The 24,287-nt window shown below is 61.0% G+C and carries 22 protein-coding genes; 14 read left to right on the top strand and 8 right to left on the bottom strand.

Annotated elements, in window-relative coordinates; all coding sequences use genetic code 11:
- The first annotated feature begins 1 nt into the window (after position 1).
- From HNQ83_RS11795 to HNQ83_RS11815, 5 genes are all read left to right on the top strand, one after another.
- Complete coding sequence (locus HNQ83_RS11795) at positions 2-301, top strand: YciI family protein (protein WP_175389110.1); 300 nt, start codon at positions 2-4, stop codon at positions 299-301.
- A gap of 121 nt (positions 302-422) precedes the next feature.
- Positions 423-836, top strand: coding sequence for a translation initiation factor 2 (locus HNQ83_RS11800; protein ID WP_175389111.1), 414 nt, complete (start codon positions 423-425; stop codon positions 834-836).
- A 7-nt stretch (positions 837-843) separates the two neighbouring features.
- Positions 844-1,521 carry a response regulator transcription factor gene (locus HNQ83_RS11805; protein WP_085723408.1) on the top strand — a complete coding sequence of 226 codons (678 nt, stop codon included), beginning with the start codon at positions 844-846 and terminating at the stop codon, positions 1,519-1,521.
- A gap of 125 nt (positions 1,522-1,646) precedes the next feature.
- Entirely contained in the window at positions 1,647-2,096 is a 450-nt protein-coding gene (locus tag HNQ83_RS11810) for an LTXXQ domain protein (RefSeq protein ID WP_175389112.1), read from the top strand.
- Positions 2,097-2,331: 235 nt separating this feature from the next.
- Positions 2,332-3,675, top strand: coding sequence for an ATP-binding protein (locus HNQ83_RS11815; RefSeq protein WP_175389113.1), 1,344 nt, complete (start codon positions 2,332-2,334; stop codon positions 3,673-3,675).
- Between the two features lie 108 nt (positions 3,676-3,783).
- Here HNQ83_RS11815 and HNQ83_RS11820 read toward each other — a convergent pair whose 3' ends face one another.
- Positions 3,784-4,350, bottom strand: coding sequence for an NAD(P)H nitroreductase (locus tag HNQ83_RS11820; protein WP_175389114.1), 567 nt, complete (start codon positions 4,348-4,350; stop codon positions 3,784-3,786).
- Between the two features lie 121 nt (positions 4,351-4,471).
- On the opposite strand from HNQ83_RS11820, the gene HNQ83_RS11825 reads away from it, so the two are divergent.
- Positions 4,472-5,926, top strand: coding sequence for a TrkH family potassium uptake protein (locus HNQ83_RS11825; protein WP_175389115.1), 1,455 nt, complete (start codon positions 4,472-4,474; stop codon positions 5,924-5,926).
- Here HNQ83_RS11825 and HNQ83_RS11830 read toward each other — a convergent pair.
- On the bottom strand, positions 5,883-6,944 hold the full coding sequence (locus HNQ83_RS11830) for an AraC family transcriptional regulator (protein WP_218585536.1): 1,062 nt from the start codon (positions 6,942-6,944) through the stop codon (positions 5,883-5,885). The genes HNQ83_RS11825 and HNQ83_RS11830 overlap by 44 nt on opposite strands.
- Before the next feature lie 160 nt (positions 6,945-7,104).
- Between HNQ83_RS11830 and HNQ83_RS11835 the strand changes: the two genes are divergently transcribed.
- Positions 7,105-7,416 (top strand): Mpo1-like protein, encoded by a 312-nt coding sequence (locus HNQ83_RS11835; RefSeq protein WP_175389116.1) that lies wholly within the window; start codon positions 7,105-7,107, stop codon positions 7,414-7,416.
- A 16-nt stretch (positions 7,417-7,432) separates the two neighbouring features.
- Positions 7,433-8,023 (top strand): HD domain-containing protein, encoded by a 591-nt coding sequence (locus tag HNQ83_RS11840; RefSeq protein WP_175389117.1) that lies wholly within the window; start codon positions 7,433-7,435, stop codon positions 8,021-8,023.
- A gap of 115 nt (positions 8,024-8,138) precedes the next feature.
- Here HNQ83_RS11840 and HNQ83_RS11845 read toward each other — a convergent pair whose 3' ends face one another.
- Entirely contained in the window at positions 8,139-8,954 is an 816-nt protein-coding gene (locus HNQ83_RS11845; protein ID WP_047292436.1) for a UDP-2,3-diacylglucosamine diphosphatase, read from the bottom strand.
- A 146-nt stretch (positions 8,955-9,100) separates the two neighbouring features.
- On the opposite strand from HNQ83_RS11845, the gene HNQ83_RS11850 reads away from it, so the two are divergent.
- Positions 9,101-9,859 carry an AraC family transcriptional regulator gene (locus HNQ83_RS11850; protein ID WP_175389118.1) on the top strand — a complete coding sequence of 253 codons (759 nt, stop codon included), beginning with the start codon at positions 9,101-9,103 and terminating at the stop codon, positions 9,857-9,859.
- 76 nt (positions 9,860-9,935) lie between these two features.
- Positions 9,936-10,829, top strand: coding sequence for a DMT family transporter (locus tag HNQ83_RS11855; protein ID WP_175389119.1), 894 nt, complete (start codon positions 9,936-9,938; stop codon positions 10,827-10,829).
- Here HNQ83_RS11855 and HNQ83_RS11860 read toward each other — a convergent pair.
- From HNQ83_RS11860 to recQ, 4 genes are all read right to left on the bottom strand, one after another.
- The gene (locus tag HNQ83_RS11860) at positions 10,823-11,110 is read right to left on the bottom strand and encodes a SelT/SelW/SelH family protein (protein WP_175389120.1); all 288 of its coding nucleotides are present in this window, start codon (positions 11,108-11,110) and stop codon (positions 10,823-10,825) included. The two genes, HNQ83_RS11855 and HNQ83_RS11860, sit on opposite strands and share 7 nt — an antisense overlap.
- Positions 11,111-11,262: 152 nt before the next feature.
- Positions 11,263-12,936 (bottom strand): FimV/HubP family polar landmark protein, encoded by a 1,674-nt coding sequence (locus tag HNQ83_RS11865; protein WP_175389121.1) that lies wholly within the window; start codon positions 12,934-12,936, stop codon positions 11,263-11,265.
- A gap of 127 nt (positions 12,937-13,063) precedes the next feature.
- On the bottom strand, positions 13,064-13,498 hold the full coding sequence (locus HNQ83_RS11870) for a MarR family transcriptional regulator (RefSeq protein ID WP_175389122.1): 435 nt from the start codon (positions 13,496-13,498) through the stop codon (positions 13,064-13,066).
- A gap of 129 nt (positions 13,499-13,627) precedes the next feature.
- Positions 13,628-15,754 (bottom strand): DNA helicase RecQ, encoded by a 2,127-nt coding sequence (gene recQ / locus HNQ83_RS11875; RefSeq protein ID WP_175389123.1) that lies wholly within the window; start codon positions 15,752-15,754, stop codon positions 13,628-13,630.
- A 407-nt stretch (positions 15,755-16,161) separates the two neighbouring features.
- Between recQ and HNQ83_RS11880 the strand changes: the two genes are divergently transcribed.
- The 4 genes from HNQ83_RS11880 to lapD all read left to right on the top strand — a co-directional run bounded on the left by HNQ83_RS11880 (position 16,162) and on the right by lapD (position 19,943).
- Complete coding sequence (locus tag HNQ83_RS11880) at positions 16,162-16,749, top strand: YecA family protein (RefSeq protein ID WP_175389124.1); 588 nt, start codon at positions 16,162-16,164, stop codon at positions 16,747-16,749.
- A 10-nt stretch (positions 16,750-16,759) separates the two neighbouring features.
- Positions 16,760-17,155, top strand: a complete 396-nt coding sequence (locus HNQ83_RS11885) for a YbaN family protein (protein ID WP_175389125.1) — start codon at positions 16,760-16,762, stop codon at positions 17,153-17,155.
- Between the two features lie 120 nt (positions 17,156-17,275).
- Positions 17,276-17,980 (top strand): cysteine protease LapG, encoded by a 705-nt coding sequence (gene lapG / locus HNQ83_RS11890; RefSeq protein ID WP_175389126.1) that lies wholly within the window; start codon positions 17,276-17,278, stop codon positions 17,978-17,980.
- 22 nt (positions 17,981-18,002) lie between these two features.
- A complete protein-coding gene (lapD, locus tag HNQ83_RS11895) occupies positions 18,003-19,943 on the top strand; it encodes a cyclic di-GMP receptor LapD (protein ID WP_175389127.1) in 1,941 nt (646 codons plus the stop codon).
- A 134-nt stretch (positions 19,944-20,077) separates the two neighbouring features.
- Here the strand turns inward: lapD and HNQ83_RS11900 are convergent.
- A partial coding sequence (locus HNQ83_RS11900) for an S-layer family protein (protein ID WP_175389128.1) occupies positions 20,078-24,287 on the bottom strand: 4,210 nt, incomplete at its 5' end.

A 24,287-nucleotide genomic window follows, 5' to 3' on the forward strand; every position in this document is an offset into this window, starting at 1 on the left:
CATGCTTTACGCAATCGTTGCCACAGACGTCGCCAATTCCCTGGAAGCCCGCCTGGCCGCACGGCCTGCACACCTTGAGCGCCTGCAAGTGCTCAAAGGCGAAGGTCGTATCGTACTGGCCGGTCCGAACCCGGCGATCGACAGCAACGATCCGGGCGCGGCGGGTTTCACCGGCAGCCTGATCGTCGCCGAATTCGATTCCCTCAGCGCCGCACAGGCCTGGGCCGATGCCGACCCGTACATCGCAGCCGGCGTCTACGCCAACGTTTCGGTCAAGCCGTTCAAGCAAGTCCTCCCGTAACTTTCTTCTCGCAATTCCCCTGCGCGGTGAACCTTATTGGTTCATCGCGCTCTCAATCGCTCATTATTCTCGTTTGCCGGCCGACAACTTCCCAATACTCGTATTGGAATCAGGAGTCGCGATGCGCAAAGGTCCGTTGTGTCTGATGTTGGTCACGTTGTCGATCGTGGCCCCCGCCCACGGTGAAGAACACGCCGAGGGCGCGAGCTCCACGCCTCTGTCCCTGAGCGCCGGCAGCCAGATAAACGAGTTGCAGCAGCGTTTGAAAGAAAGCGAGCGGCAGCGGGAGGAATTGAGCAAACAACTGCAGAATGTCGATGGCGAACGCGAAAGCGCCCAACTGGCCCGGTTGCGCCAGGAAAACCAGCGCTTGAAGCTGCAACTGCGCGAAGCCCAAGCGGGAAGTTCGACTCCACGGTGGCTGACTGATCAGCAACAGTGGTTCGTCATCGGCGCCGGAGTTGCGCTATTAGCCCTGCTCTGCGGTATCTTCGCCAGTGGTGCAAGTCGAAAACGTCGACAATGGCTAAATTGAGTGAGTCATGAGCGAGCTGTTACTAATTGATGATGATCAGGAGCTGTGTGAGCTCCTGAGCAGTTGGCTGGGCCAGGAAGGCTTTCAGGTGCGCGCCTGTCACGATGGCCAGAGCGCCCGCCGTGCATTGGCCGAAACCGCCCCGGCCGCCGTGGTGCTGGATGTGATGCTGCCGGATGGCAGCGGCCTGGAACTGCTCAAGCAGTTGCGCAGCGATCACCCGGACTTGCCGGTGCTGATGCTTTCGGCGAGGGGTGAACCACTGGACCGCATCCTCGGCCTGGAACTGGGTGCCGACGATTATCTGGCCAAACCCTGCGATCCGCGAGAACTGACAGCCCGTTTGCGCGCCGTATTGCGCCGCAGCCACCCTGCGGCAGTCTCCAGTCAGATGGAACTGGGCGACCTGTGTTTCAGCCCCGTACGAGGCGTCGTCAGCATCGATGAGCAGGAGTTTACCCTCACCGTTTCCGAAAGCCGCTTGCTGGAAGCCCTGCTCAAGCAACCTGGCGAGCCACTGGACAAACAGGAACTGGCGCAGATCGCCCTCGGTCGCAAGCTGACCCTGTACGACCGTAGCCTCGACATGCACGTGAGCAACCTGCGCAAGAAAATCGGTCCGCATCCCGATGGCCGTCCGCGCATCGTCGCCCTGCGCAGCCGCGGTTATTACTACAGCCTGTAGGTTTTGTCAGGTCCGCGGAAAATCATCTTTACCCAAGCTTTACGCTTCGCTGACCGCCGCTGACCTTGATCTCCGTAATCTGCACACATCCGGAACGTACCGGGAATGAGACAAGGAGATTCACCATGCGCAAGACTCTTATCGCTCTGATGTTCGCCGCCGCCCTGCCGACCGTTGCCATGGCCATGCCTGAAGGCGCCGGCCCTATGGGTGGCCCGATGGATGGAGCGCGCCACGGCGGTCAGATGCACGGCATGCACGGTAAAGGCCCGTACAGTCAGCTGGACCTGAGCCGCGAACAGCGCGAGCAGATCCGCAAGATCATGGGCGAGCAGATGCACGAGCGTAAGCAAGTCGTCGACAAATACCTGGAGAAACTCTCGCCAGCCGACCAGAAAGCCATGAAAGACGAAATGGCCGCCAACCACAAGAAAGCCGAAGCCGATGTACGGGCTCTGCTGAAACCGGATCAACAGAAGAAATTCGACGAAATCCAGAAGAAGCAGGCTGAGCGTCGCGCTGAATGGGCCGAGTTCAAGGCGTGGAAAGCGCAACAGGCGCAAAAAGCGCAATAATGGCCTAACCCTGACCCAACGGCTGAACACCGTTGGGTCTGATGCCACTCGAATTAATGTGGGAGCGAGCCTGTGGCGAGGGGATTTATCCCCGCTCGGCTGCGAAGCAGTCGTAAATCCTGACAACACGATGTGGCTGCAGGAATGCTGGGGCCGCTTCGCAGCCCAACGGGGATAAATCCCCTCACCACAGGCCGCTCCCACAAGGATTTGCATCGGTTTTAGAGGAATTTCTGTGCGCTCATTGTTCTGGCGTATCCTGGCCAGCTTCTGGCTGGCCATCGCACTGGTTGCAGGGCTGTCGATTTTGCTCGGGCACATGCTCAACCAGGATGCGTGGATTCTCAGTCGTCACCCGGGCCTCAACACCCTGCCCGAACAATGGACGCAAACCTACGAATCAGAAGGCGAAGAAGCCGCCCAGGACATTCTGGAACAGCGCAAACGCCAGTATCACATCGACGTGCAGGTGCTCAACGAAAGTGGCGATCCTGTGGTGCGCGGCACCTTCCCTCGCCGCGCGGCGGCCTTCGAAGCGCGGCAGAACAATGATGACCGGCGCTTGCCATGGCGGCGTCTGACCGCTGAATACACCAGCGAAAAAACCGGCGACACCTACCTTCTGATCTACCGCATTCCCCACCCGGAACTCGATGCCTGGCATCGTGAAAGCCTGCTCTGGCCATTGAGTGCGCTGGGTATCGCCCTGGTGGTGCTGACCTTGTTCAGCCTGTTGGTGACCTTTTCCATCACCCGTCCGCTCAGCCGTCTGCGCGGCGCGGTGCATGATCTGGGACAGACCACCTACCAACAGAACAGCCTGGTCAAACTGGCCAATCGCCGAGACGAATTCGGGGTACTGGCCAACGACTTCAACCGTATGGGTGCGCGCTTGCAAAGCCTGATTGGCAGCCAGCGACAGCTACTGCGAGACGTGTCGCATGAACTGCGTTCGCCCCTCGCCCGACTGCGCATTGCGCTGGCCCTGGCGGAGCGAGCTACACCCGAAGAACGGCAAAAACTCTGGCCACGCCTGACCCGTGAATGTGATCGGCTCGAAGCCTTGATCAGTGAAATCCTGGTACTGGCGCGGGTCGATGCCGATAACGCCAGCGCCGAAGAGGTCGATCTGAACGCCCTGCTCACAGGGCTGCAACGGGATGCGCAGCTGGGTTCGCCCGAGCAGAACGTTCGACTTGAGGCCGAGCCGCAACTGAACCTCAGGGGCTGGCCAACCATGATCGAGCGTGCCGTGGACAACCTGCTGCGCAACGCCCAGCGGTTCAACCCGGTGGGCGGGCAACCGATCGAAATGCAGGCAATGCGTCAGGGTGAGCGGGTTGTGGTGACCGTTCGCGATCATGGTCCGGGGGTCGACGCCGAACATTTGAATCAACTTGGCGAGCCGTTCTACCGGGCGCCCGGACAAACAGCGGCCGGTCATGGCCTGGGACTGGCCATTGCCCGCCGTGCGGCGGAACGGCATGGCGGCAGCCTGGTGCTGGCCAATCACCCGGAGGGCGGGTTTATCGCCAGCCTGGAATTGCCGTTGGTGCCAGGGGCCATCACCCAACCCTGACTCCTTGTGGGAGCGAGCCTGCGCGCGAACAGGTCAGCACATCCGACATCTATGTGTCAGACCTACCGCTTTCGCGAGCAGGCTCGCTCCCACAGGGGAATTACGGTGTCAGGCATTGCCCGGCCAGGTGCTGACAAATTCCGCCAGATCCACCTTCTCCGCCACACGCGGTTCTTTCAGCGGCGTGCCGAGGTAAAGGAACGCAATCACCTTCTCCCCTTCCGCCAGCCCCAACCCTTTGGCCACATGCGGCGAGTAGGCCAGATCACCGGTACGCCACACCGCGCCAATGCCTTGCGCATAGGCCGCCAGCAAAATGCCGTGCGCCGCGCATCCAGCCGCCAGCATCTGCTCGGATTTCGGGTATTTGACGTGATCCTGCAACCGGGCAATCACCACGACGACCAATGGCGCGCGCAGTGGACCGTTGCGCGCCTTGTCGATGGCCGCCTCGGTCACTTCGCCCTCCTGCAGCTTCGCCGCTTCAGCCAGCAACTCGCCCATTTGCTCACGCGCCGCGCCTTCGACGGTCAGAAAGCGCCAAGGCTGCAAGTGACCGTGATCCGGCGCGCGCATGGCCGCGGCAAACAACACGTCGCGCTGCGCTTGAGTCGGTGCCGGCTCGACCAGTCGCGGGACGGAAACACGGTTGAGCAAAACGTCGAGAGCCTGCATCGGCCACCTCCAGAAAAAAATGTGCGGCTATTCTAGCTGTAACTACCAAGGCAGTGCCGGTTTACATGCCCTGCCCCGCAGGTAGAATGGCGCCCTTCCCTATTGCAGCCGAGCGGATTTCATGGCGTTGCCGACCTTACGTCTCATTGGATTCATCATCGGCATCTTCCTGATAACCCTGGCCATCGCCATGGTCGTGCCCATGGCCACGCTGGTGATCTTCGATCGCACGGGCGATCTGCCGTCGTTCCTCTGGGCCAGCATGATCACTTTTGTCGGCGGCCTGGCCCTGGTCATTCCCGGACGTCCCGAGCACGTACACCTGCGGCCACGGGACATGTACCTGCTGACCGTCAGCAGCTGGCTGGTGGTGTGCATCTTCGCCGCGCTGCCGTTTTTGTTGACCCAGCACATCAGCTACACCGACTCGTTCTTCGAAAGCATGTCCGGCATCACCGCGACGGGGTCGACGGTGCTTAACCACCTCGACGACATGTCCCCCGGTATCCTGATGTGGCGTTCGTTGCTGCACTGGATCGGCGGCATCGGCTTCATCGGTATGGCGGTGGCGATCCTGCCGCTGCTGCGTATCGGTGGCATGCGGCTGTTCCAGACCGAGTCGTCAGACCGCTCCGAAAAAGTCATGCCCCGCTCGCACATGGTGGCGCGGTTGATCGTGGCGGCCTACGTCGGCATCACCATTTTCGGAAGCCTGGCGTTCTGGTGGGCCGGGATGAGCCCGTTCGATGCGATCAACCATGCAATGTCGGCCATTTCCACCGGTGGTTTTTCCACCTCGGACCAGTCCCTGGCCAAGTGGACGCAACCGGCGGTGCACTGGGTGGCCATCGTCATCATGATTCTCGGCAGCCTGCCTTTCACCCTGTACGTGGCGACCCTTCGTGGTAACCGCCGGGCGCTGATCAAGGACGAGCAGGTCCAGGGTCTGCTCGGCATGCTGCTGGTGACCTGGCTGGTGCTTGGCACCTGGTACTGGTGGACCACCAAACTACATTGGCTGGAGGCGCTGCGCCATGTGGCGCTGAACGTGACCTCGGTGGTGACGACCACCGGCTTCGCGCTGGGGGACTACAGCCTGTGGGGCAACTTCTCGCTGATGCTGTTCTTCTATCTGGGTTTCGTGGGCGGCTGTTCGGGCTCCACCGCGGGCGGGATCAAGATTTTCCGCTTCCAGGTGGCCTACATCCTGCTCAAGGCCAACCTTAACCAACTGATTCACCCGCGCGCGGTGATCAAGCAGAAGTACAACGGTCACCGTCTCGATGAAGAGATCGTGCGTTCGATCCTGACCTTTTCGTTCTTCTTCGCCATCACCATCTGCGTGATCGCGCTGCTGCTGTCGCTGCTCGGCGTGGACTGGATGACCGCCCTGACCGGTGCGGCCAGTACGGTGTCCGGCGTCGGCCCGGGCCTGGGCGAAACCATCGGCCCGGCCGGCAACTTTGCCTCGCTGCCGGACGCCGCCAAGTGGATTCTCTCGTTCGGCATGCTCTTGGGCCGACTGGAGATCATTACGGTCTTTGTGCTGTGTATTCCGGCGTTCTGGCGCCACTGATCGACGCAGGTATTTGCAACTGCCGCGCCCGGTACTCACCAGGTGTGGTGTCGAACCAGCGACGGAAAGCGCGGAAGAAGTTACTCGGATCGGCGAAGCCCAACAGGTAGGCAATTTCCAGCAGAGTCATGGTGGGCTGCGCCAGATACTGCTCGGCCAGTTCGCGCCGGGTATCGTCCAGCAACGTCTGAAAACTCGTGCCTTCTTCCTGCAAGCGCCGCTGCAAGGTGCGTTGCGACAGGTGCAGTGTCTGCGCCACGGCATCGCGCTTGGGTTCGCCCTGGGGCAACAAGCGGCACAACACCTGGCGTGCCTTGTGGGTCACGCGACTCTCGGAAAACCGCGCCAGGTACTCACCGGCAAACCGGTCATGCAGCAGCGCCATGGCCTCGTTGGCGGTCGGCAGCGGTGCTTCCATGTCCGCCCGCTCGAAAATCAACGCATCGTATGGCGCGTTGAACACCAGCGGTGCGTGGAAGGCTTGTTTATAGGGCTCGAGATTGACGGGTTGATCGCCCTGCACCAGCACCTTGCGCGGATGCAACGTGCGTCCGGTCAGCCAGCCGCACAGCGCCAGGGCGCACGCCAGCGAGGCTTCGGCGCTTTGACGGGTCGGCGGCAAATGATCGCCATGCACCGTCAATATCAGCGCGTAGCCCTCATCCAGCAGGCGAAAACTCAGATCGGCACTTTCGGCAATGATCCGCTGGTAACGCACCAGGCGTTGAAAGCCTTCGGCCAGCGTCCGGCTGGACATCAAGGCGTAACCCGCCACATGAAACTGTGCCGGTCGCACTACCTTGCCCATGTTCAGGCCGATCGCGGGGTTGCCGGACAGCTCAACGGCGCGTTGCCAGAGTCGTGTCATGGAATCTTGCGGGAAGCGTGCATCCGGATCATCCAGTGCCGCGTAGTCGAGCCCCAGTTGTTTGAACAGAACCCGGCAATCCAGGCCGTCCATTTCCAGTGCTTTGACAATCCCCATCGCCCAGCTTGCAGAAGTCGTTCGTTCACTCATGTCGGGTTCTTACATGATGAGCCGCATGTTACGGCCAATTTCCGAAGGATACTAAAGTGGCGCCGATTGTCACTGGCTGACGCCTATGATCACTCTAGACTTAAATAAGCTACCCGCAGAACAACTTGCTGTCAGAACAATAACCACAGAGATCGCAGTCGTGGAAAACATCAGACGATTCAACAGCTTTGCTGAGTTCTACCCGTATTACCTCAGCGAACACAGCAACAGTACCTGCCGCCGCTTGCACTTCATCGGCACCACGCTGGTCATATTCATTCTGGCAATGACCATCGGCCGAGGCGCCTGGATGTTGTTGTGGGCCCTGCCGCTGGCGGGTTACAGCTTTGCCTGGGTCGGGCATTTCTTCTTCGAAAAGAATCGTCCAGCGACCTTCCAGCATCCCTTCTACAGCCTGCTCGGCGATTTCGTCATGTATCGGGACATGATCCTGGGACGCGTCCCGTTCTAGAACAAGAGGATTGCCGATGAATGCCAATGCCCGTTTCACCCACATGAAAGATGGCACGCAGGAAGACTGGGCGATCATTGCCGCGGACTTCAGTGCCTACGCCCGACAACTGCCCTCAAGGATCGCGGCGCACCTGAAGCTGCTGGAGGGTGACTTCGGCGGTTTCCCGGTGGATCGCCTGACCCACTCCTTGCAAACCGCCACCCGCGCCTGGCGCGATGGTCGCGATGAGGAGTACGTGGTCTGCGCCCTGCTCCATGACATCGGCGACACCCTGGGTTCCTACAACCACCCGGACATTGCCGCGGCGATCCTCAAGCCGTTCGTGAGCGCCGAGAATCTGTGGATGGTGGAGAAGCACGGGATTTTCCAGGGGTATTACTTCTTCCATCATCTGGGGATGGACCGGCACCTGCGCGAGCAATTCAACGGCCATCCGCAGTATCAGGCGACCATCGAGTTTTGCGCCAGGTACGATGCGGCGGCGTTTGATCCAGCTTACGACACGCTGCCGCTGAGCTTTTTCGAACCGATGATGGAGCGGTTGTTTGCCCAGCCGAAGAACTCGATCTACAAGGCGGCGATGGAAGAACATTCGCCAGCCTGATAGATCCCTCGGGACCGCTGCGCGGTCCATTCGCGAGCAGGCTCGCTCCCACAGTCGAGAGATAATGTGGGAGCGGGCCTGCCCGCGAAGAGGCCAGTCCAGAACGCCGTAACTTTCAGGCCAACTCCGCCACCTTCGCCGCCTTCAACTGCGCCTCCCGCGCCTGAGCATCTGCCAGCCGATACAGCTCGATCGTGCCGTCCCAATGCTCGATCAGTGCCGTGCACGACTCCACCCAATCGCCGCAATTGAGGTAATCCACCTCGCCGACCTTGCGAATCTCGGCATGGTGAATATGCCCGCAGACCACGCCATGCAACTCGCGCTTGACGCACTCATGGGCGATAGCCTCTTCAAAGTCGCTGATGAAGCTGACCGCGGTTTTCACCTTGTGCTTGAGGTACGCCGACAGCGACCAGTAACCGTAGCCATAACGGGCGCGCCAGTGGTTGAGCCAGCGGTTGAGGGTCAGGGTGAATTCGTAGGCCGAATCACCGAGAAACGCCAGCCAGCGGTGGTAGCGGGTAATCACGTCGAACTGGTCGCCGTGGATCACCAGCAAATGCCGGCCATCGGCGGTCACGTGAACCGCTTCGTCCACCAACTGGATGTTGCCCAGTATCAGCTTCGAGTAGCGGCGCAGGAATTCGTCATGGTTACCCGTGACGTAGATCACCTCGGTGCCGCGCTTGCTCATGGTCAACAGGCGCCGGATCACGTTGGTGTGTGCCTGTGGCCAGTACATGCCGCCGCGCAGTTTCCAGCCGTCGATGATATCGCCGACCAGGTAGATTTTGTCGGCGTGATAACCCTTGAGAAACTGCGACAGGTGCTCGGCCTGGCAATCGCGCGTGCCCAGGTGCACGTCGGAAATCCACAAGGTCCGCACACGTTGCTTACGGCTGGGTCTGGCGAGCTCGGCGCTGGTCATGGGCAACCCTCAGGACAATTTTTGGCAAGCTTGCGCCAGTCGGGTTAATCGACCATGACAGCGGCAAGTCAGTCCCGTGACAGCGCACCCATGCCATGCCGGTGTAGACTGCGACCTGACTCATCAAACCTGCCATGAGACCCGCGATGAGACCGATTCTCACACTTCGCCAGTACACGCACGACCTGATCGTTCACAGTCACGAGCACGCGCAACTGGTGTTCGGGCTCTCGGGTGCGCTGGATTTCGAGGTCGACGGACGCGGAAGTCAGGTCGTTCAGCAGAGTTTCGTGGTCGTCCCTTCCGGGTTTCATCATGCGTGCGGGAGCACAAATGGCAGCCGTTGCCTGGTACTGGACGTGCCCAGCGATCAATGGGTTTGTCAGTCCCTGGGCGAACATGCCGAGGCCAGTCGCCGTTTGCTCGACAATGCTGGCCGGTTGTCGCTCGATGCCGGGCAAAGCCAGTTGGTCAGTTGGCTGGCCAACAGCCCGGTCGATGACCCTGTGATTGCGCAACAAGGCGCCGTGCTGTTGTTGGCCAGCCTCAACAACGCCAGGCCCGAGAGTGTTGGCGGACGACGCCTGCCCTATGCGGCGCTGAATGCGCACATCGACCAATACGCCGCCTACCCGTTGCAAGTTGCCGATCTGGCCCGCGTCGCCGGTCTTTCCAGCGCTCGTTTGCATGCGCGGTTCGTGGCCGAATGCGGGCAGACACCGATGGATTACATCCGCAGCCGACGCCTGCACAAGGCCGTGGGATTACTGCGTAACTCTGCCCTGCCCATTGGCGAGATTGCCTCTCGCGTCGGCTACAGCTCCCAGAGTGCCTTTGCCGCCGCGGTGCTGCGTGAGTTCGGCGCCTCGCCCGGTAAATTGCGGCGCGAGGCTGGCGACAAATAACGCGAGCCTGGCGACAGACACAACGGCAGCGGGCGCGGTTAAATGGCCGGGTTCATTACGTTTACCAAGGATTGCCATGACTCCCCGTACCGCCCTTGGCGCCCTGCATATCGGCGCACTGATGTTCGGCCTGACCGGTGTGTTCGGCAAACTCGCAGCCGCTTCACCGGCCATTATCGTCTTCGGCCGGGCGGCGTTCGCGGTGCTGGCGCTGGCGTTCTTTGCACGATTCGCCAGCGCGACCCGCTGGCAAAAGCTCGAAGCCGTGGATTGGCGCCGACTGTTACTCAGCGGCCTGCTGCTGGCGGGCCATTGGGTGAGTTTTTTCATTGCGGTGAAAGTCGCCGGCGTGGCCATCGCGACCTTGGGCTTTGCCAGTTTTCCGGCCTTTACCGTGATACTCGAAGGACTGATTTTCCGCGAACGGATTCGTGCCAATGAAATCCTGTTGGTGGCATTGGTGAGTATCGGGCTGGTCCTGGTTACACCTGAGTTCGATCTGGCCAGCGGCGCCACCACCGGCCTGCTCTGGGCGGTGGCTTCCGGCTTGCTGTTCGCCCTGCTGTCGCTCACCAACCGCGCCAGCTCCGGACGCATCCCGCCGGTGCAGGCAGCACTGTGTCAGAACGTGGTTGTCGGATTGTGCCTGCTGCCGGTGGCGGCACCGCAATTGAGCGAGGTACGCGCCATCGACTGGCTGTGGATCGCTTTGCTCGGCATCTTCTGCACCGGCGTGGCCCACAGCCTGTTTGTCGCCAGCCTGGCCGTGATCAAGGCACGGACCGCCGCCGTGGTCTTTGCCCTGGAGCCGGTGTATGGCATCACCGTGGCCTGGCTGCTGTTCGATGAAAACCCGACCCTGCGCATGCTGCTCGGCGGCGCCTTGATCATCGTCGCGATCGTGGTGTCCAGCCGGCTCGCCGGCAGCTCAAGCAAAAAAGCCATTGCCGCAGAAGCCACCTCTCACTGAATACGATCGTTGTGTCCCAGATCGCGGTCCGGATCGATTCGGTCACGGACCCGCTGTTTGAGCACTTTCGCCTCGGGGAAGCCACCGTCGGCCTTACGCTCCCAGATCTGCACATCGTCGCAGAAAATGTGAAAGACCCCGCCGGTACCCGGTACCAGCGACACTTTGCCGAGGTCGTCGCCAAAGGTACTCAACAACTCCTGGGCCAGCCATGCGGCGCGCAACAGCCACTGGCACTGGGTGCAATAGGTGATGACGATTTCGGGTTTGTGGGTGGTCATGGGCGGTGGAATCCTAAGGGCGACAGGCGCCACAATGATAACCAATGTGGGAGCGGGCTTGCTCGCGAAGGCCGTGTTTCAGTCGCAATGAATTGCCTGACACGCCGCCTTCGCGAGCAAGCCCGCTCCCACACTAGATCCTCAGGGCGGCACTATCGGATGCCGGCCAATAGATTGCGAGCCGTCTGTTTCATCTGCTCATCGGCTTCCTTGAGCAACTCGTTGAGCAATTCGATGGCGCTGTCCAGGTCGCCGTCGTCGATACAGGTCTGGGCTCGTTCCAGTTTGCCTGCGTTATTCGGTTCGGTCGGTTCCAGGCTAAGGGGTTCAAGCTCGAGCGAGGGACCTGGTTCGCTGAGTTCATGGAGAAAGCTGTCGTCCAGAGACCGGGAGGCCGGTTCGATTTCCCATTCAATCTCGGGATCGGGCAGTACCGGTTCGCTTGATGGGTGAGAGGTGGATGGCGAATGCTCCAGGGGTTCGATCAGATCCCACCTCGCATCCATCGACAGGTCGTCCAGGTTCAACTGGAATTCATCCGTAGGCGTCGGATCCGGTGTCATGGGCGGAATCACCGTTGGCGCAAGAGCAACCGGTGCAACAGCGCTCAATTTCGGATGGCGTGCACGGATGTCCTGAAGCCTTTGCGCATCAAACCCGGCAGTACGCAGGCTATTTTCCTGTGCCTCGTAGCCCGCGACATCCCCCTGCTTGCCGAGAACCTCCAACAGTTGCACCGCCAGATCCGTCTGCTGTGGCGCCTTGGCCATCGCCTCTCGCAACAAGTCGGCTGCTTCGGCATAGCGGCCGTAAGTCAGGTAGATCGCGACGGCTTCCAACGCATCGCTCACAGGGGCCACTTCATGGTGTGCATGTGTCGGTTGAAGTGCCGCTTCTGTCGTGCGACTGCCCGACGGTTCTGGCGGCGATGGCTGACCCTCTGCTGGTTCGAACATCCCCTGAGCTTGCTGCCGTTGACGACGAATCCATGCCGCCAACAACCCCAGAACCAGCACCAACAATCCGCCAATCAACAGCCCGTTCGGTCCGGATTCTTCTACGACCACCGGTGCGGGAGCCACGGTCTCGGGCGCAACGGGTTCCGTCGGTGCCTGCTTGATCTCGGCCATTTGTGCCTGCAGGTCCGTCAGTTGCTTTTTCTCACGGGCGATATGCTCGTCCTGCGCCTGAAGCTTCGCGTTGAGTTCATCGACGGTTGCCTGTAACTGCTGGTTCTGCAAAACGCTGGTAGCCAATTGCTCGGCAAGAGGATCCGGCGCGGCTGCGGCGGCAGGCTTTGGCAAGGGATCCTTGGGTGCAGGCACGGGTGCGACGGCAGGCTGGACACTCGGAAACGCAGACTCTGGACGACTGGCCAAAGGCTCGTCACTGGCTGGCACAATGCCTGGCGTTCCGGGAAGATCAATCAAGACCGTGTACTCGCGCAGCAAGCGGCCGTTGGGCTGTTTGAGCTGCACAAGAAAATTCAGGAACGGTTCATTGACGGGTTTACTGGAGGTCACCTGAATCAGATTGCGGTTGCCCCGCAGGACAGGTGTGAATTTCAGGTCGTTAAGGAAGAACACACGCTCGACACCCGCACGACTGAATTCCTCCACCGACGCCAGGCTGACCGAGAGATCGCCCTCCTCCAGACCGGCGACATCCAGCAAGGCAATGTCGGCGCGTAGCGGCTGATTCAGCGCCGAGTGCAGGGTGATCTCACCCAGGCCCAGCGCCGACGCCAATGCCGACCAAGTGACAGCAGTGCCGGCCAGCAGCCACCTGACGCAACACCGTACAACGACTCGCCGACTTTCAAGCATGAGCATCCCTTAGGTAACCAGAACCAACTTGCACGTGTCCGCACATCCGGTACGAACACGATATTGCCAAGTAGTTCTTATAGTCTGCTCAATGCGGCAACTCAAAAACCGGACGCGGGGCAATGCCTCAAGATTTTTCCAGATTGGCCAGGATGTGCCCGTGAACCCGCATGCAGACCGCCAAATCCGCCTCATCGACGCCTTCGAACAACTCGTGGCGCAATTGGTTGGCAATGGTTTCAATTTGTTCGATCAGAGGACGCGCCGGGGCGCAGAGGACAATTTTCTTTGCACGACGGTCTTCGAGGACCGATTGGCGTTGCACCAGGCCCTGGCTTTCCAGGCTGTCGAGTAAGCGGGCCAGGGTCGGCCCTTCGACGCCGACGCTTTGCGCCAGCTCGCGTTGGGTCGGGGCTTCATCGAAACGCGCCAGGTGCAGCAGCACCAGCCAGCGAGCCTGGGACAATCCGAGGCCAGCCAGACGGCGATCCAGTTCGGCACGCCAGCCGCGGGACATCTGGGCCAGTTGCATGCCAAAGCGGTGTTGTTCGGTTAACGGCATAAAACACTCATGATCAGACTGAAATAAAGAAAAACTAATTATTAGTCAGCTAAGCATGAGCCTCGGCCATAGGCAAGGCTTGTTCTGTACTGAATCGTTACATCAGTGGGATGGGCTTCTCAGAATGTCTCAAATCTCGAATTCGGACTGCAGCGCCGCCCGAACACAGTACAAGACCCCCTCCGGCACTCGTCCTGAAAATAACGCGGAAATCTCCGAAACGGGCGGCAACTCGCCTTCACCGTCAAGAAACGCATCCTGGACTTCACCCATCAAGTCTTCGGGCAGATCCAGAGCCTGCTCCAGCGACAACTGCTGCTTGCCAATGGCCTCGGCGAGCATTGTGTAGACGTTCTTTTCCGAGCATTGCAACTGTCCGGCGATCTGCAGCGGCGTCATGCCGGCCCGCGCCAGCGTGATCAACTCGTGACGCACGTCGGCCACCGGCTTCGCCGCTTCGACCTGACCGCCGAGCACTTCGAGGAAGGCCTCGCCGTAACGTTCCAGCTTGCGTGCGCCAACACCGCTGACCCTGGCCATTTCCGCGAGCGAGGTCGGTTGGCTGCGCAGCATTTCCAGCAAGGTCGAGTCGGGAAAGATGACGTACGGCGGCACGCCATGCTCTTCGGCGAGCTTGCGACGCAGGGCGCGCAACGCCTCCCACTGTTCGCGTTCTTCGCCACGGACCAGCTGGCTGGCCTGGCTCTTGCTGGTTTTCACCGTGGTTTGCGCTTTGAGATCGCGGCGCAGTTCCAGGGTCACTTCACCCTTGAGCAGTGGTCGGCACGTGTCGCTCAGGCGCAGTCCGCCGTAGCCCTCATGATCAACGTCGGCCAGGCCACGGGCCACCAACTGGCGGAACAGCGAACGCCATTCGCTCTCTCCCAGCGCCTTGCCGACACCGTAGACCGACAGGTGCTGATGACCGAAGCTGCGCACCTTTTCGTTATCCTTGCCCAGCAGTACATCCACCAGGTGACCTACACCGTAGCGCTGGCCGGTGCGGAAGATCGCCGACAATGCCTGGCGCGCAGGTTCGGTGGCATCCCAGGTCTGCACACCATCGACGCAGTTGTCGCAGTGGCCGCAGGGCTCGGGCATGTCCTCATCGAAATAGGCCAGCAGCGCCTGGCGGCGGCAGCGGGTTTCTTCGCACAGCGAGAGCATCGCATCGAGCTTGTGCTGTTCCAGCCGCTTGTGGCGCTCGTCGCCTTCAGAGTTTTGCAGCATTTGCTTGAGCATCACCACGTCTTGCAGGCCGTAGGCCATCCAGGCGTCCGCCGGCAGACCGTCACGGCCGCCGCGACCGGTTTCCTGGTAATAGGCCTCAAGGGATTTCGGCAAATCGAGGTGCGCGACGAAACGCACGTTTGGCTTGTCGATGCCCATGCCGAACGCCACGGTGGCCACCATGATCAGGCCTTCCTCGTTGAGGAAGCGTTTCTGGTGATAGGCGCGCAAATCGTTGGGCAGGCCCGCGTGGTAGGGCAGTGCCGGGAAACCTTGTTCGGTGAGGAATGCAGCGACTTCCTCGACCTTTTTGCGCGACAGGCAATAGACGATGCCGGCATCGCTGCGCCGCTCGGCCAGGAACGCCAGCAACTGCTTGCGCGGCTGCTCCTTGGGCACGATGCGGTAAAAGATGTTGGGGCGGTCGAAGCTCGACAGGAAGCGCTCGGCGTTCTGCAGGTGCAGGCGGGTGACGATTTCTTCCCGGGTACGCTTGTCGGCGGTAGCGGTCAGGGCGATGCGTGGCACGTCGGGGAACATTTCCGCCAACTGGCCCAGTTGCAGGTACTCCGGGCGGAAGTCGTGGCCCCACTGCGACACGCAGTGCGCTTCGTCGATGGCGAACAGGGCGATGTTCAGCCCTTGCAGGAAGGACAGCATGCGCGGCTGGACGAGACGCTCCGGGGCGAGGTAAAGCATTTTCACCTCGCCACGCCGGATGCGGGCCGCCAGATCCCGTTGCTGTTCGGCGCTGAGGGTGGAGTTCAAGGCCGCCGCGGCGACACCCAGCTCTTCAAGGGTGGCAACCTGATCGTCCATCAAGGCGATCAGCGGCGACACCACAACCGCCAGGCCTTCGCGCAACAGCGCAGGGACCTGGAAACACAGGGATTTGCCGCCACCGGTAGGCATCAGGACCAGGGCATCGCCGCCGCTGGCCACGCGCTCAATGATTGCACCCTGGCGACCACGGAAACTGTCGTAGCCGAAGATGTCCTTGAGGACGCGTTGAGCCTGTTCGAGCATAGAAACTCCAAAAATCACCGAAACATCCCTGCACAGGCTGGTTCAGAACCCGCAATGCTGCTCCGACAAATCGTAAGTGCGCATTGCATGACGCTTCACATTTCAGCCGTGACGCCAGCAGGGCATCACAAAACGCGCGAGTATACCCGAGCCCTGTCCGGCAAAGGGTGCCGCTGAGAAGACACCTGAACGCCATTGCGATGCAAAACCTGTGGTAGCGAGCCTGCTCGCGAAAGCGGTGGGTCAGTAAACATTGATGTTGAATGTAATGCCGCCTTCGCGAGCAGGTCGAGTCGTCGCACCGTCGCTCCCACAGGGAATACGGTGCAAATGTGCCGCGCGGCTGGCCCAAGCGCTCAAGAAGGCCTAGAATTCCCGCATCGAATATTCCCCAAGGTAGTCCTTTAATGTCCTTCGCTGAGCAACTAACCCGCCTGCAAGTCTTCCTCGACGCCGATGAACTGCATGACGAGGCGCTGGACTACGTGGCCGCCCACGGCTACCTCACCGCGCTGTCCATCTGTTCCGAAGTCGTTCCCGATCGTGAATGGATCGACGCCCTGTTCGCTGAAGAGCCGCATTACAGCAGCGAAGCCCAGCGCGAAGAGATCGAAGCAACGCTGATTGGTCTCAAGGCCCACATCGCCCGCCAACTGGCTTCCGATGAAGAGTTCGAGCTGCCGTGCGACCTCGACCTGGGTGACGATCCGGACGATTCCGAGCTGCGCGGCTGGTGCATCGGTTTCATGGAAGGCGTGTTCCTGCGTGAAGAAGCCTGGTTCGAAACCGCCGAAGACGAAGTCAGCGAAATGCTGCTGCCGATCATGGTGGGTTCGGGTCTGTTCGACGAGCAACCGGAGTTCTCCGACATTGCCGCCGATGCCAACCTGATGGACGACATGATCGTGCAGATCCCGGAAGCCCTGACTGCGCTGTATCTGCTGTGCAACGCACCAGACGAAAAACCGGCGATCCTCAAGCCTCGTCACCACTAAGGTCCCGCCTATGGACAACCCCATAGGCAACCGCCCCCTGATGTTGCGCTATGTGCTGCTGGCCATCGGCTGGCTGAGCGTAACGCTGGGGGTGATCGGGATTTTCCTGCCGGTGCTGCCCACCACACCTTTCCTGTTGCTCGCAGCCGCCTGTTTCGCTCGCAGTTCGCCACGCTTCTACAACTGGCTGGTGGAGCACCCACGACTCGGGCCGTGGATTCGCGATTACCTCGATGGCAATGGCATCCCGCTCAAGGGCAAGGTCTACGCCATCGGCCTGATGTGGGCCAGCATCCTGTTTTCCTGTTATCTGGTGCCGATGCCTTGGGCACGCGGGTTCATGTTGACCAGTGCGGTGCTGGTCACAGTTTATATTCTCAAGCAAAAGACGCTGCGTAAGTCCTGATCAGCCAGCCTCCCACAGTGAGACGGCGAACATCCTCAACAAACGATTTCGCCGACGACCAGCCCTCCCCCAACCCAAACACCACCTAGACTTCACAAATCTGCATCCGAGCAGCCCGATATGCCCCGTAGTCCGCGTAGTCCAGGATGGCCAACGCCCCGGCTTCGGTTCGGCGGATGGCTGCTGAGCGGTTTCCTGCTGGCCGGGTTGTGCAGTGCCTGGGCTGACTGGAATTTTACGCAGATCCTGCAAACCGCTGAAAAACGCTACGGCCCCCTCGGCCCGGCGCGAGGACGTATCGAGGCCTGGAATCAAATGCTGCAAGGCGAGCGCGACGCACCTGAGCGCGACCAGTTGAACGCGGTCAATCGCTTCTTCAACCAGCAACTGAATTTTCAGGACGACACGCGCATCTGGCGTCAGACCGATTACTGGGCCACGCCTGTCGAATCCTTGATCAAGGGTGCCGCCGATTGCGAGGACTACGCCCTGGCGAAGTATTTCAGCTTGCGCGAGCTCGGAATTCCCAGCGATAAGCTGCGCATCACCTACGTCAAGGCGTTGAACCAGAACCAGGCTCACATGGTGCTGACGTTCTATAGCAGCCCCACCGCCGACCCGCTGGTGCTGGACAACCTGATCAGCGACATCCGCCCCGCCTCGCAACGCAAAGACCTGCTGCCGGTGTACGCCTTCAATGCCGAGGGCCTGTACCTGCCAGGAGCCAATGGCGGCAAACGCAGCAGCGACTCGAAAAAACTGTCCCGCTGGCAAGACGTACTGCAAAAGATGCAGGCCGAGGGCTTTCCCGTGGGCGACGGCTAAAGACTGCAGCAAGGAGCGTTCGATGAAACTGCGTAATCAGTTGTTTCTTGCCATTTGCCTGTTTCTGCTGGTGGCCTTCAGCGGCAGTTTTTTTGTCAGCCTGGAAAGCTCTCGTGAACAAACGCTGGGTCAATTGCGCTCCCACGCCCAGGACGCGGCCACCGCGCTGGGCTTGTCGCTGACCGCGCAGATCGATGACCCGGCGATGATGGAATTGATGGTCAGCTCGATTTTTGACAGCGGTTACTTCAGCAGCATTCGCATCATCGATGTCGAGGGTGAGCAGGTGTTAGTGGAGCGTAACGCGCCAGCGCGGATCGAGGGGGTGCCGGGCTGGTTCGTCAATCTGGTCAACCTGCGTCATCAGGGCGGTGACGCGTTGATCATGCGCGGCTGGGAGCAGGCGGCACGGGTCGAAGTGCTGAGCAACCCGCAATTTGCCCTGGCCAAACTCTGGGACAGTACCCTCGGCAGCCTGATCTGGTTGCTGGTGTGCGGCCTGCTCAGCGCGGTGCTCGGTGGTTGGTTGTTGCGCCGCCAGCTCCGGCCTCTGGAAACCCTGGTCAAACAGGCCGAGGCCATCAGTAAACGCGAGTTCCTCAGCCTGCCAAAACTGCCGCGCACACCGGAATTGAAACGCGTGGTGCTGGCGATGAACCAGATGGTCGAGAAGCTCAAGGCGTTGTTCAGCGAAGAGGCGGCGCGCAGTGAAAAGCTGCGCAGCGAGTCCTATCAGGACAGCCTGACCGGGCTGGCCAACCGGCGCTTGCTGGATGAACAACTGGCGGGCCAGTTGCTGATCGCCGAACAGCATTGCGACGGCCATCTATTGATGTTGCGGATCAATGACCTGAGCGGGCTGAACCAGCGCCTCGGCGGCCAACGCACCGATGCATTGATCAGCGCGGTGGGCGAATTGCTCAAGCGCTTGACCCAGCTTCCCGAGCGACGCACCTGGCTGGCGGCGCGCAACCGCGGAGGTGAATTCAGCCTGCTGACCCCGGGCCTCAATACCGAGGACGCCGCACGCCTGGCCGCCGAAATCAGTACCACCCTGGAAAACCTTCGCCAGACCGGTGCCAGTGACTGCGTGCCGGTCGCGCATGTGGGCATCGTTGCCTACCGGCCCGGCGAACCAGCCAGCGACGTACTGATGCGCCTTGATCAAGCGCTGACCGAGGCCCGACAAGACCCCGATCACCCCTGGGTGCAACTGAGCCACGGCCAGGGCGTTGCCAACCACTCCCAGCACGATTGGCGCCTCTGGATCGACGACGCCCTGACCCAAGGCAAATTGCAGCTGTACTTTCAGCCGGTGGTGCAATGCGCCGACACCAGTCAGGTGCTGCATCACAAAGTCCTCGCCCGCCTGCTCGACCCGCAGGGGCAAGCGATTGCCGCCAGCCACTTCCTGCCATGGATCGAGCGTCTGGGCTGGTCGGCACGCTTGGACCTGGCCATGCTCGAAGCGACCCTGGACTACCTGGCCGTCAATCGCTGGCCGCTGGCGCTGAGCCTGTCCGGCAGTACCTTGCGCGATCAGCCGCAGTTGCAACTGATCCTCGACATGCTCGAATCCCTGCCGGAACTGGCGCCATTGTTGATCCTGGAAATCGACGAACGCCAACTGCCGCCTCCCGACGAACTGCATCGGTTGAGCCATAGCCTGCTCGACACCGGCTACCGCATCGGCCTGCAGCATTTTGGCGGCAGCTTCAGCCAGATCGGCAACCTCACCCAACTGGGCCTGGCTTATTTGAAAATCGACGGCGCCTACATCCGGCGTATCGATGAGCAGCGGGATAAGCGTCTCTTTATCGAAGCCATCTTCAGGGCGACCAACAGCATTGATTTGCCGTTGATTGCGGAAATGGTCGAGACCCGGGGGGAATTGGAGGCGATCAGGGAGTTGGGGGTATTCGGGGTGATGGGACGGTTGATCGGGCCGCCTGAGCCGATGTGAGTGCATCAGTTAGACCTGTGGGAGCGAGCCTGCTCGCGAAAGCGGTGGTTCAGTCAACATCCTTGTTGAATGTGAAACCGCTATCGCGAGCAGGCTCGCTCCCACAGGGGATTTGCGTGAACCAGACCTTCAGGTCACACGGTATCCACCTTCAACGAATGGTCATTGAGCATGCCATTGATGATGGTGGCCGAGTCCGCACCGGAGATCACCCCGCCCGCCCCCGGTGTCACACCGTAATGGCTGGCCAGGTTAACGCCGGCCAGATCAATGGTCTGGTTCGGTGCCGCGCCGGCCATGGCGCTGACATCGATGCTGGTCACCAGTGACGCCCCGCTGCCGCTGACGGTGAAGTGCAGGTAGTCATCCAGTGAAGCCGCGGTGCTGCTCTCGCCTTGCAAGAGTTGCGACAGGTCGAGTTTGTCGGTGCCCGGCGTGAAGTCGGTGATCACGTCATGACCGCTGTTGCCCTTGAGCCACTGGAAGGTGTCGGCGCCGCTGCCGCCGGTCAGGGTGTTGTTGCCCAGGCCGCCGATCAGGAAGTCGTCGCCGCCCTCGCCCTTGAGCACGTCGTTGCCCAGGCCACCGGTGATGATGTTGCTGTTGTTGTCGCCGGTCAGGCTGTCGTTGAAGTTGGAGCCAACGAGGTTTTCGATGCCCGTCAGGGTATCGGTGCCGGCGCCGAAGGTGTTTTGCGCTCCGGTGACGCCCAGGTTGACCGTGACACCAGCGGTGGCATGGGCGTAGCTGGCGGTATCGTTGCCGGTGCCGCCGTCGAGCCAATCCGTGCCTGTACCACTGAACAGCAAGTCGTTGCCGGCCCCACCATGCAACTCGTTAGTGCCGTTGCCTGCGGTGAGAATATCGTTGCCATCCCCGGCATTGAGGATGTTATTGCCGTCGCCCGCCACCAGCGTGTCGTTGCCAGCGGTACCGGTGAGGGTGTGGCCGTCCTGATAGCTGATGCTCACATTGGCGCTGTCGCTGCCGCCATGATTGTCGCTGGCGGTGTAGGTGCCGTGGTAATCCGGGGTGGTGTCATGGGCCCCGGAATAGTCCAGCTTCATCGTCAACTGGTAGCTTTCGTTATTGCCCGCGCCGCTGCCGCCGCCGGCGTTGGTGATGTTGGTGACGTGGATCTGGTACACACCGTCGGACGCCGCGGTGATGGTCTGGCCATCGGCCAGGGCAATCCAGGCGCCGCCGTTGATGGAGTACTCCATGGAGATACGGCCGGCGGCCAGGTTGTGGTCCAGGTTGAGGGTTTCGCCCTGTTTGAGGTTGACGGTGATGCGGTCCTCGTCATTGGTGTTGGCCGCAGTGACCGGCCCCAGGTAACCACTGATCACCAGCAGGGCCGTCATCGTTGCGGCATTGGCCGCGAAGGCGCTGCGCACATTGTCCAGGTTCTGGTTGCTGGGTTTGACGCCGCTGCCGGAGAAGTCGATCGCGCCTGTGCCGGTAAAGTCCGCCGCCTTGCTGACCCAGCCTGTGTAGTAGTTGGACGGCGATGCGGTCAGCGGATCGCCATCGGGATCGGTGTCATTGGCCAGCAGCAACTCGCCCGGCACCGTGATGTTGCCCGACATCACGTTGGTGATGATGTGATCATCGGTGGCCACCGGTGGCGCATTCGGAATGACCTTGACCACCAGGGTCGAGCTGGCGAGGTCGCCGTCGTTGTCACTGACGGTGAAACCGATGTTTTCGGTAAGCACCACCGACGTGGTTTTCTGCGACACGTAGCTGTATTCGCCGGTATCAAGGTTCACCACCAGGGTCCCCTTGTTGTCGGTGGCGATGCTCAGGGTGTTGTTGGCGGTATTGAAGGTGCCATGGTTGGCCCCGCCGCTGAAGCCCAGCGAGCCTTCGTTGTTGTTGCCTTTCGGATCATAGGTGTAGGTGGTGCCATCGACGGTGATGGTTTTGATGAAACCGCCATCGGCACCGAACGTACCGCCCTCGCCCAGCAGCGAACCAGTGACAGGCGCGCCGATGACGGTGCCCGACAGCACCGAGTTGAGCTGGCCGAGATCGGTGACGATCACCGCGTTGGTATTGGTGCCCGTACCGGTGCCGTCATACGCCAGTGGATCGAGGGCATCGTTGTCGACGCCTTTGCCCAGGCCGATCGCATAGCTCTTGACTTGATTATCGGTGAGGAATTCTTTCCAGTCCGCCTCATCCCCTCCGCCAATGGAACCTTCGTTAGGTTTGCCGTCGGAGAAGAAATAGGCGACGTTCTGTGCCCCTGTCAGTTTGCCATTGGTGTTGAACGCGTCTTGCGCGACCTCCACCGCTGCGTCGTAGTTGGTGCCGCCACCGGCTGTCAGACCGGAAATGATCGACTTGGCCGTCGCCACGTCCACCCACACCGACGTCTTGTCGGCAGCGTTGCTGCTGAACGTCACGATCTGCACTTTGACGTCGCCCAGGTCGTCGTACTTGTCGAGCAACGCACTGATTGCCTGCTTGGCCAGTTCCAGCCGCGAGAGGCCCGGTACGCCGGACGCGTCAGCCATACTGCCGGACACGTCGATGATCAGCAGCAGGTTGGAGTCGATCTCCACCGCAGACACCGCCCGCTCCGAAGCCACGGCTTTGGGCACGTCATCGACGATGTTGACCACGATGGTGCTGGTGGTGCTGTTGCCCCCGGCATCGGTGGCTTTGTAGGTGAAGGTTTCGCTCAGGGTGTTCGGGCCATCGTTGGCACCCGGCGAGGTTTTCGGCGCCGACGTCAGGGTGTAGGTGTAGGTGCCGTTGGGGTTGAGCAGGATCTGCCCGTAAGTCCCGGTGGCGCTGCCAACCAGGGTATAAGTGATCGCGCCCGAAGCGCCGCTGACCGAGCCGACCAGCGTACCGCTGGCGGTTTCCCCGGTATTGCCCGGTTCGCTGCCCGTGACGGTACCGGCCGCCAGATCCTGGCCGTCCTTGCCCAGGTCCAGGGCTTTTTCGTAGACCGTCACGTCGGTGTCGGTAACGGCCTTGATGTTGCTGTTGCAGACATCGATGGTGATGGTGGTGGTGCTTTGATCGCCATCGGCATCGCGCACGGTGTAGGTGAACGTGTCGGTAGCCCCCGCTACCCCGACCGAGTTCGGGTTGCTGTGGTAGACCGCGTTGCCGGCCGCATCCAGGGTCAGGTAGCCGTAATTACCATTGATTTGCGTGTTGAGCCCGCCCACCGCCGCTGTCGACGTATTGCTGCCGGCGCGCACGCCGATCACCGCCGCCAGGCCGTCGGCACCGCCGATGTCGTTGTCCAGCACATTGCCGCTGACGGTACCGCCCTCAGTCACCGAGTTGGCGTCAGCCTTGGCAGTCGGCAAATCATCGACGATGTTGACGTTGATCTGCCCGGACGCCGTGCTGCCGTCGGTGTCGGTCGCGACCACATCGAAGTTCTCGGTAATGCTGTTGGCACCGTTGGCATTCGGATGGGTCTCGTTATCGACCAGGGTGTATTTGTAGCTGACCACGCCTGTAGTCGGGTCGTAGCCGGTGATGGTCAGGGTGCTGCCCAGCGGTGTGGTGACGGTTTGCGGGAAACCGGCGGCCACGCCCCCGGTGACCACGGCGATGCCGCCGACGGTCAGGGTTTGCAGGCCATCCAGTGCGGTGACGGTGAAAGTGCCGCTCTGGGTCAGTGCTGGCCCGTTGGGATGGGTGCCGTCGCTGAGGTTCTTTTCGTAGACCGTCAGCTCGCCACAATCGACGTCCAGTCCCTTGATGATGACCAGGTCGTTGTTGTTGTGGACGTTCAGCACCAGATTGGCGGTGCTGGTATCGCCATCCGAATCGGTCAGGGTATAGGTGAAGGTTTCCGTCCCGTTGCCGCCACCGTGCAGGGCTTTGAAATCGGCGTCATTGGTGTTCAGGGTATAGGTGTAAGTGCCATTGGCATTGAGCACCAATGTCCCGTAGGTGCCGACAAAGGTACCGGGGGTGATCGGGCCGCTATTGGGGCCGGTTGCCACGGCATCGGCACCTTGCACGTCATTGCTCAGCACGTTGCCATTGAGAGTCAGCAACGACTCCGACGCGGTGTGGTCGTTGCTGTCATACACCGCCTTGGGCACGTCATCGACGATGTCGACCACGATGGTGCTGGTGACGACGTTGCCCAGGGAGTCGGTAGCCTTGTAGGTGAAGGTTTCGTGCGTGACATTGGCGCCGTCATCGGCATGAGGCGTGGTGCTCGGCGGTGTCGTCAGGGTGTAGGTGTAGGTGCCGTTCGGGTTCAGATGGATTTGTCCGTAAGCCCCGGTGGCGCTGCCGACCAAGGCGTAGGTGATCGCCCCGACCGCGCCGCTGACCGAACCGACCAACGTACCGCTGGCG

Origin of the sequence: Pseudomonas sp. C2B4, from assembly GCF_013359695.1 — a bacterium.
GTDB lineage: Bacteria > Pseudomonadota > Gammaproteobacteria > Pseudomonadales > Pseudomonadaceae > Aquipseudomonas.

What these genes read in the sequence shown, in the direction of transcription:
- HNQ83_RS11810 (WP_175389112.1), top strand. Translation starts at nt 1,647, where the DNA reads ATGCGCAAGACTCTTATCGCTCTGATGTTCGCCGCCGCCCTGCCGACC.
- lapG (WP_175389126.1), top strand. Translation starts at nt 17,276, where the DNA reads ATGCCCCGTAGTCCGCGTAGTCCAGGATGGCCAACGCCCCGGCTTCGG.
- HNQ83_RS11880 (WP_175389124.1), top strand. Translation starts at nt 16,162, where the DNA reads ATGTCCTTCGCTGAGCAACTAACCCGCCTGCAAGTCTTCCTCGACGCC.
- lapD (WP_175389127.1), top strand. Translation starts at nt 18,003, where the DNA reads ATGAAACTGCGTAATCAGTTGTTTCTTGCCATTTGCCTGTTTCTGCTG.
- HNQ83_RS11830 (WP_218585536.1), bottom strand. Translation starts at nt 6,944, where the DNA reads ATGAGTGAACGAACGACTTCTGCAAGCTGGGCGATGGGGATTGTCAAA.
- HNQ83_RS11885 (WP_175389125.1), top strand. Translation starts at nt 16,760, where the DNA reads ATGGACAACCCCATAGGCAACCGCCCCCTGATGTTGCGCTATGTGCTG.
- HNQ83_RS11820 (WP_175389114.1), bottom strand. Translation starts at nt 4,350, where the DNA reads ATGCAGGCTCTCGACGTTTTGCTCAACCGTGTTTCCGTCCCGCGACTG.
- HNQ83_RS11865 (WP_175389121.1), bottom strand. Translation starts at nt 12,936, where the DNA reads ATGCTTGAAAGTCGGCGAGTCGTTGTACGGTGTTGCGTCAGGTGGCTG.
- HNQ83_RS11855 (WP_175389119.1), top strand. Translation starts at nt 9,936, where the DNA reads ATGACTCCCCGTACCGCCCTTGGCGCCCTGCATATCGGCGCACTGATG.
- HNQ83_RS11800 (WP_175389111.1), top strand. Translation starts at nt 423, where the DNA reads ATGCGCAAAGGTCCGTTGTGTCTGATGTTGGTCACGTTGTCGATCGTG.
- HNQ83_RS11860 (WP_175389120.1), bottom strand. Translation starts at nt 11,110, where the DNA reads ATGACCACCCACAAACCCGAAATCGTCATCACCTATTGCACCCAGTGC.
- HNQ83_RS11825 (WP_175389115.1), top strand. Translation starts at nt 4,472, where the DNA reads ATGGCGTTGCCGACCTTACGTCTCATTGGATTCATCATCGGCATCTTC.
- HNQ83_RS11840 (WP_175389117.1), top strand. Translation starts at nt 7,433, where the DNA reads ATGAATGCCAATGCCCGTTTCACCCACATGAAAGATGGCACGCAGGAA.
- HNQ83_RS11805 (WP_085723408.1), top strand. Translation starts at nt 844, where the DNA reads ATGAGCGAGCTGTTACTAATTGATGATGATCAGGAGCTGTGTGAGCTC.
- HNQ83_RS11795 (WP_175389110.1), top strand. Translation starts at nt 2, where the DNA reads ATGCTTTACGCAATCGTTGCCACAGACGTCGCCAATTCCCTGGAAGCC.
- HNQ83_RS11845 (WP_047292436.1), bottom strand. Translation starts at nt 8,954, where the DNA reads ATGACCAGCGCCGAGCTCGCCAGACCCAGCCGTAAGCAACGTGTGCGG.
- HNQ83_RS11850 (WP_175389118.1), top strand. Translation starts at nt 9,101, where the DNA reads ATGAGACCGATTCTCACACTTCGCCAGTACACGCACGACCTGATCGTT.
- HNQ83_RS11870 (WP_175389122.1), bottom strand. Translation starts at nt 13,498, where the DNA reads ATGCCGTTAACCGAACAACACCGCTTTGGCATGCAACTGGCCCAGATG.
- recQ (WP_175389123.1), bottom strand. Translation starts at nt 15,754, where the DNA reads ATGCTCGAACAGGCTCAACGCGTCCTCAAGGACATCTTCGGCTACGAC.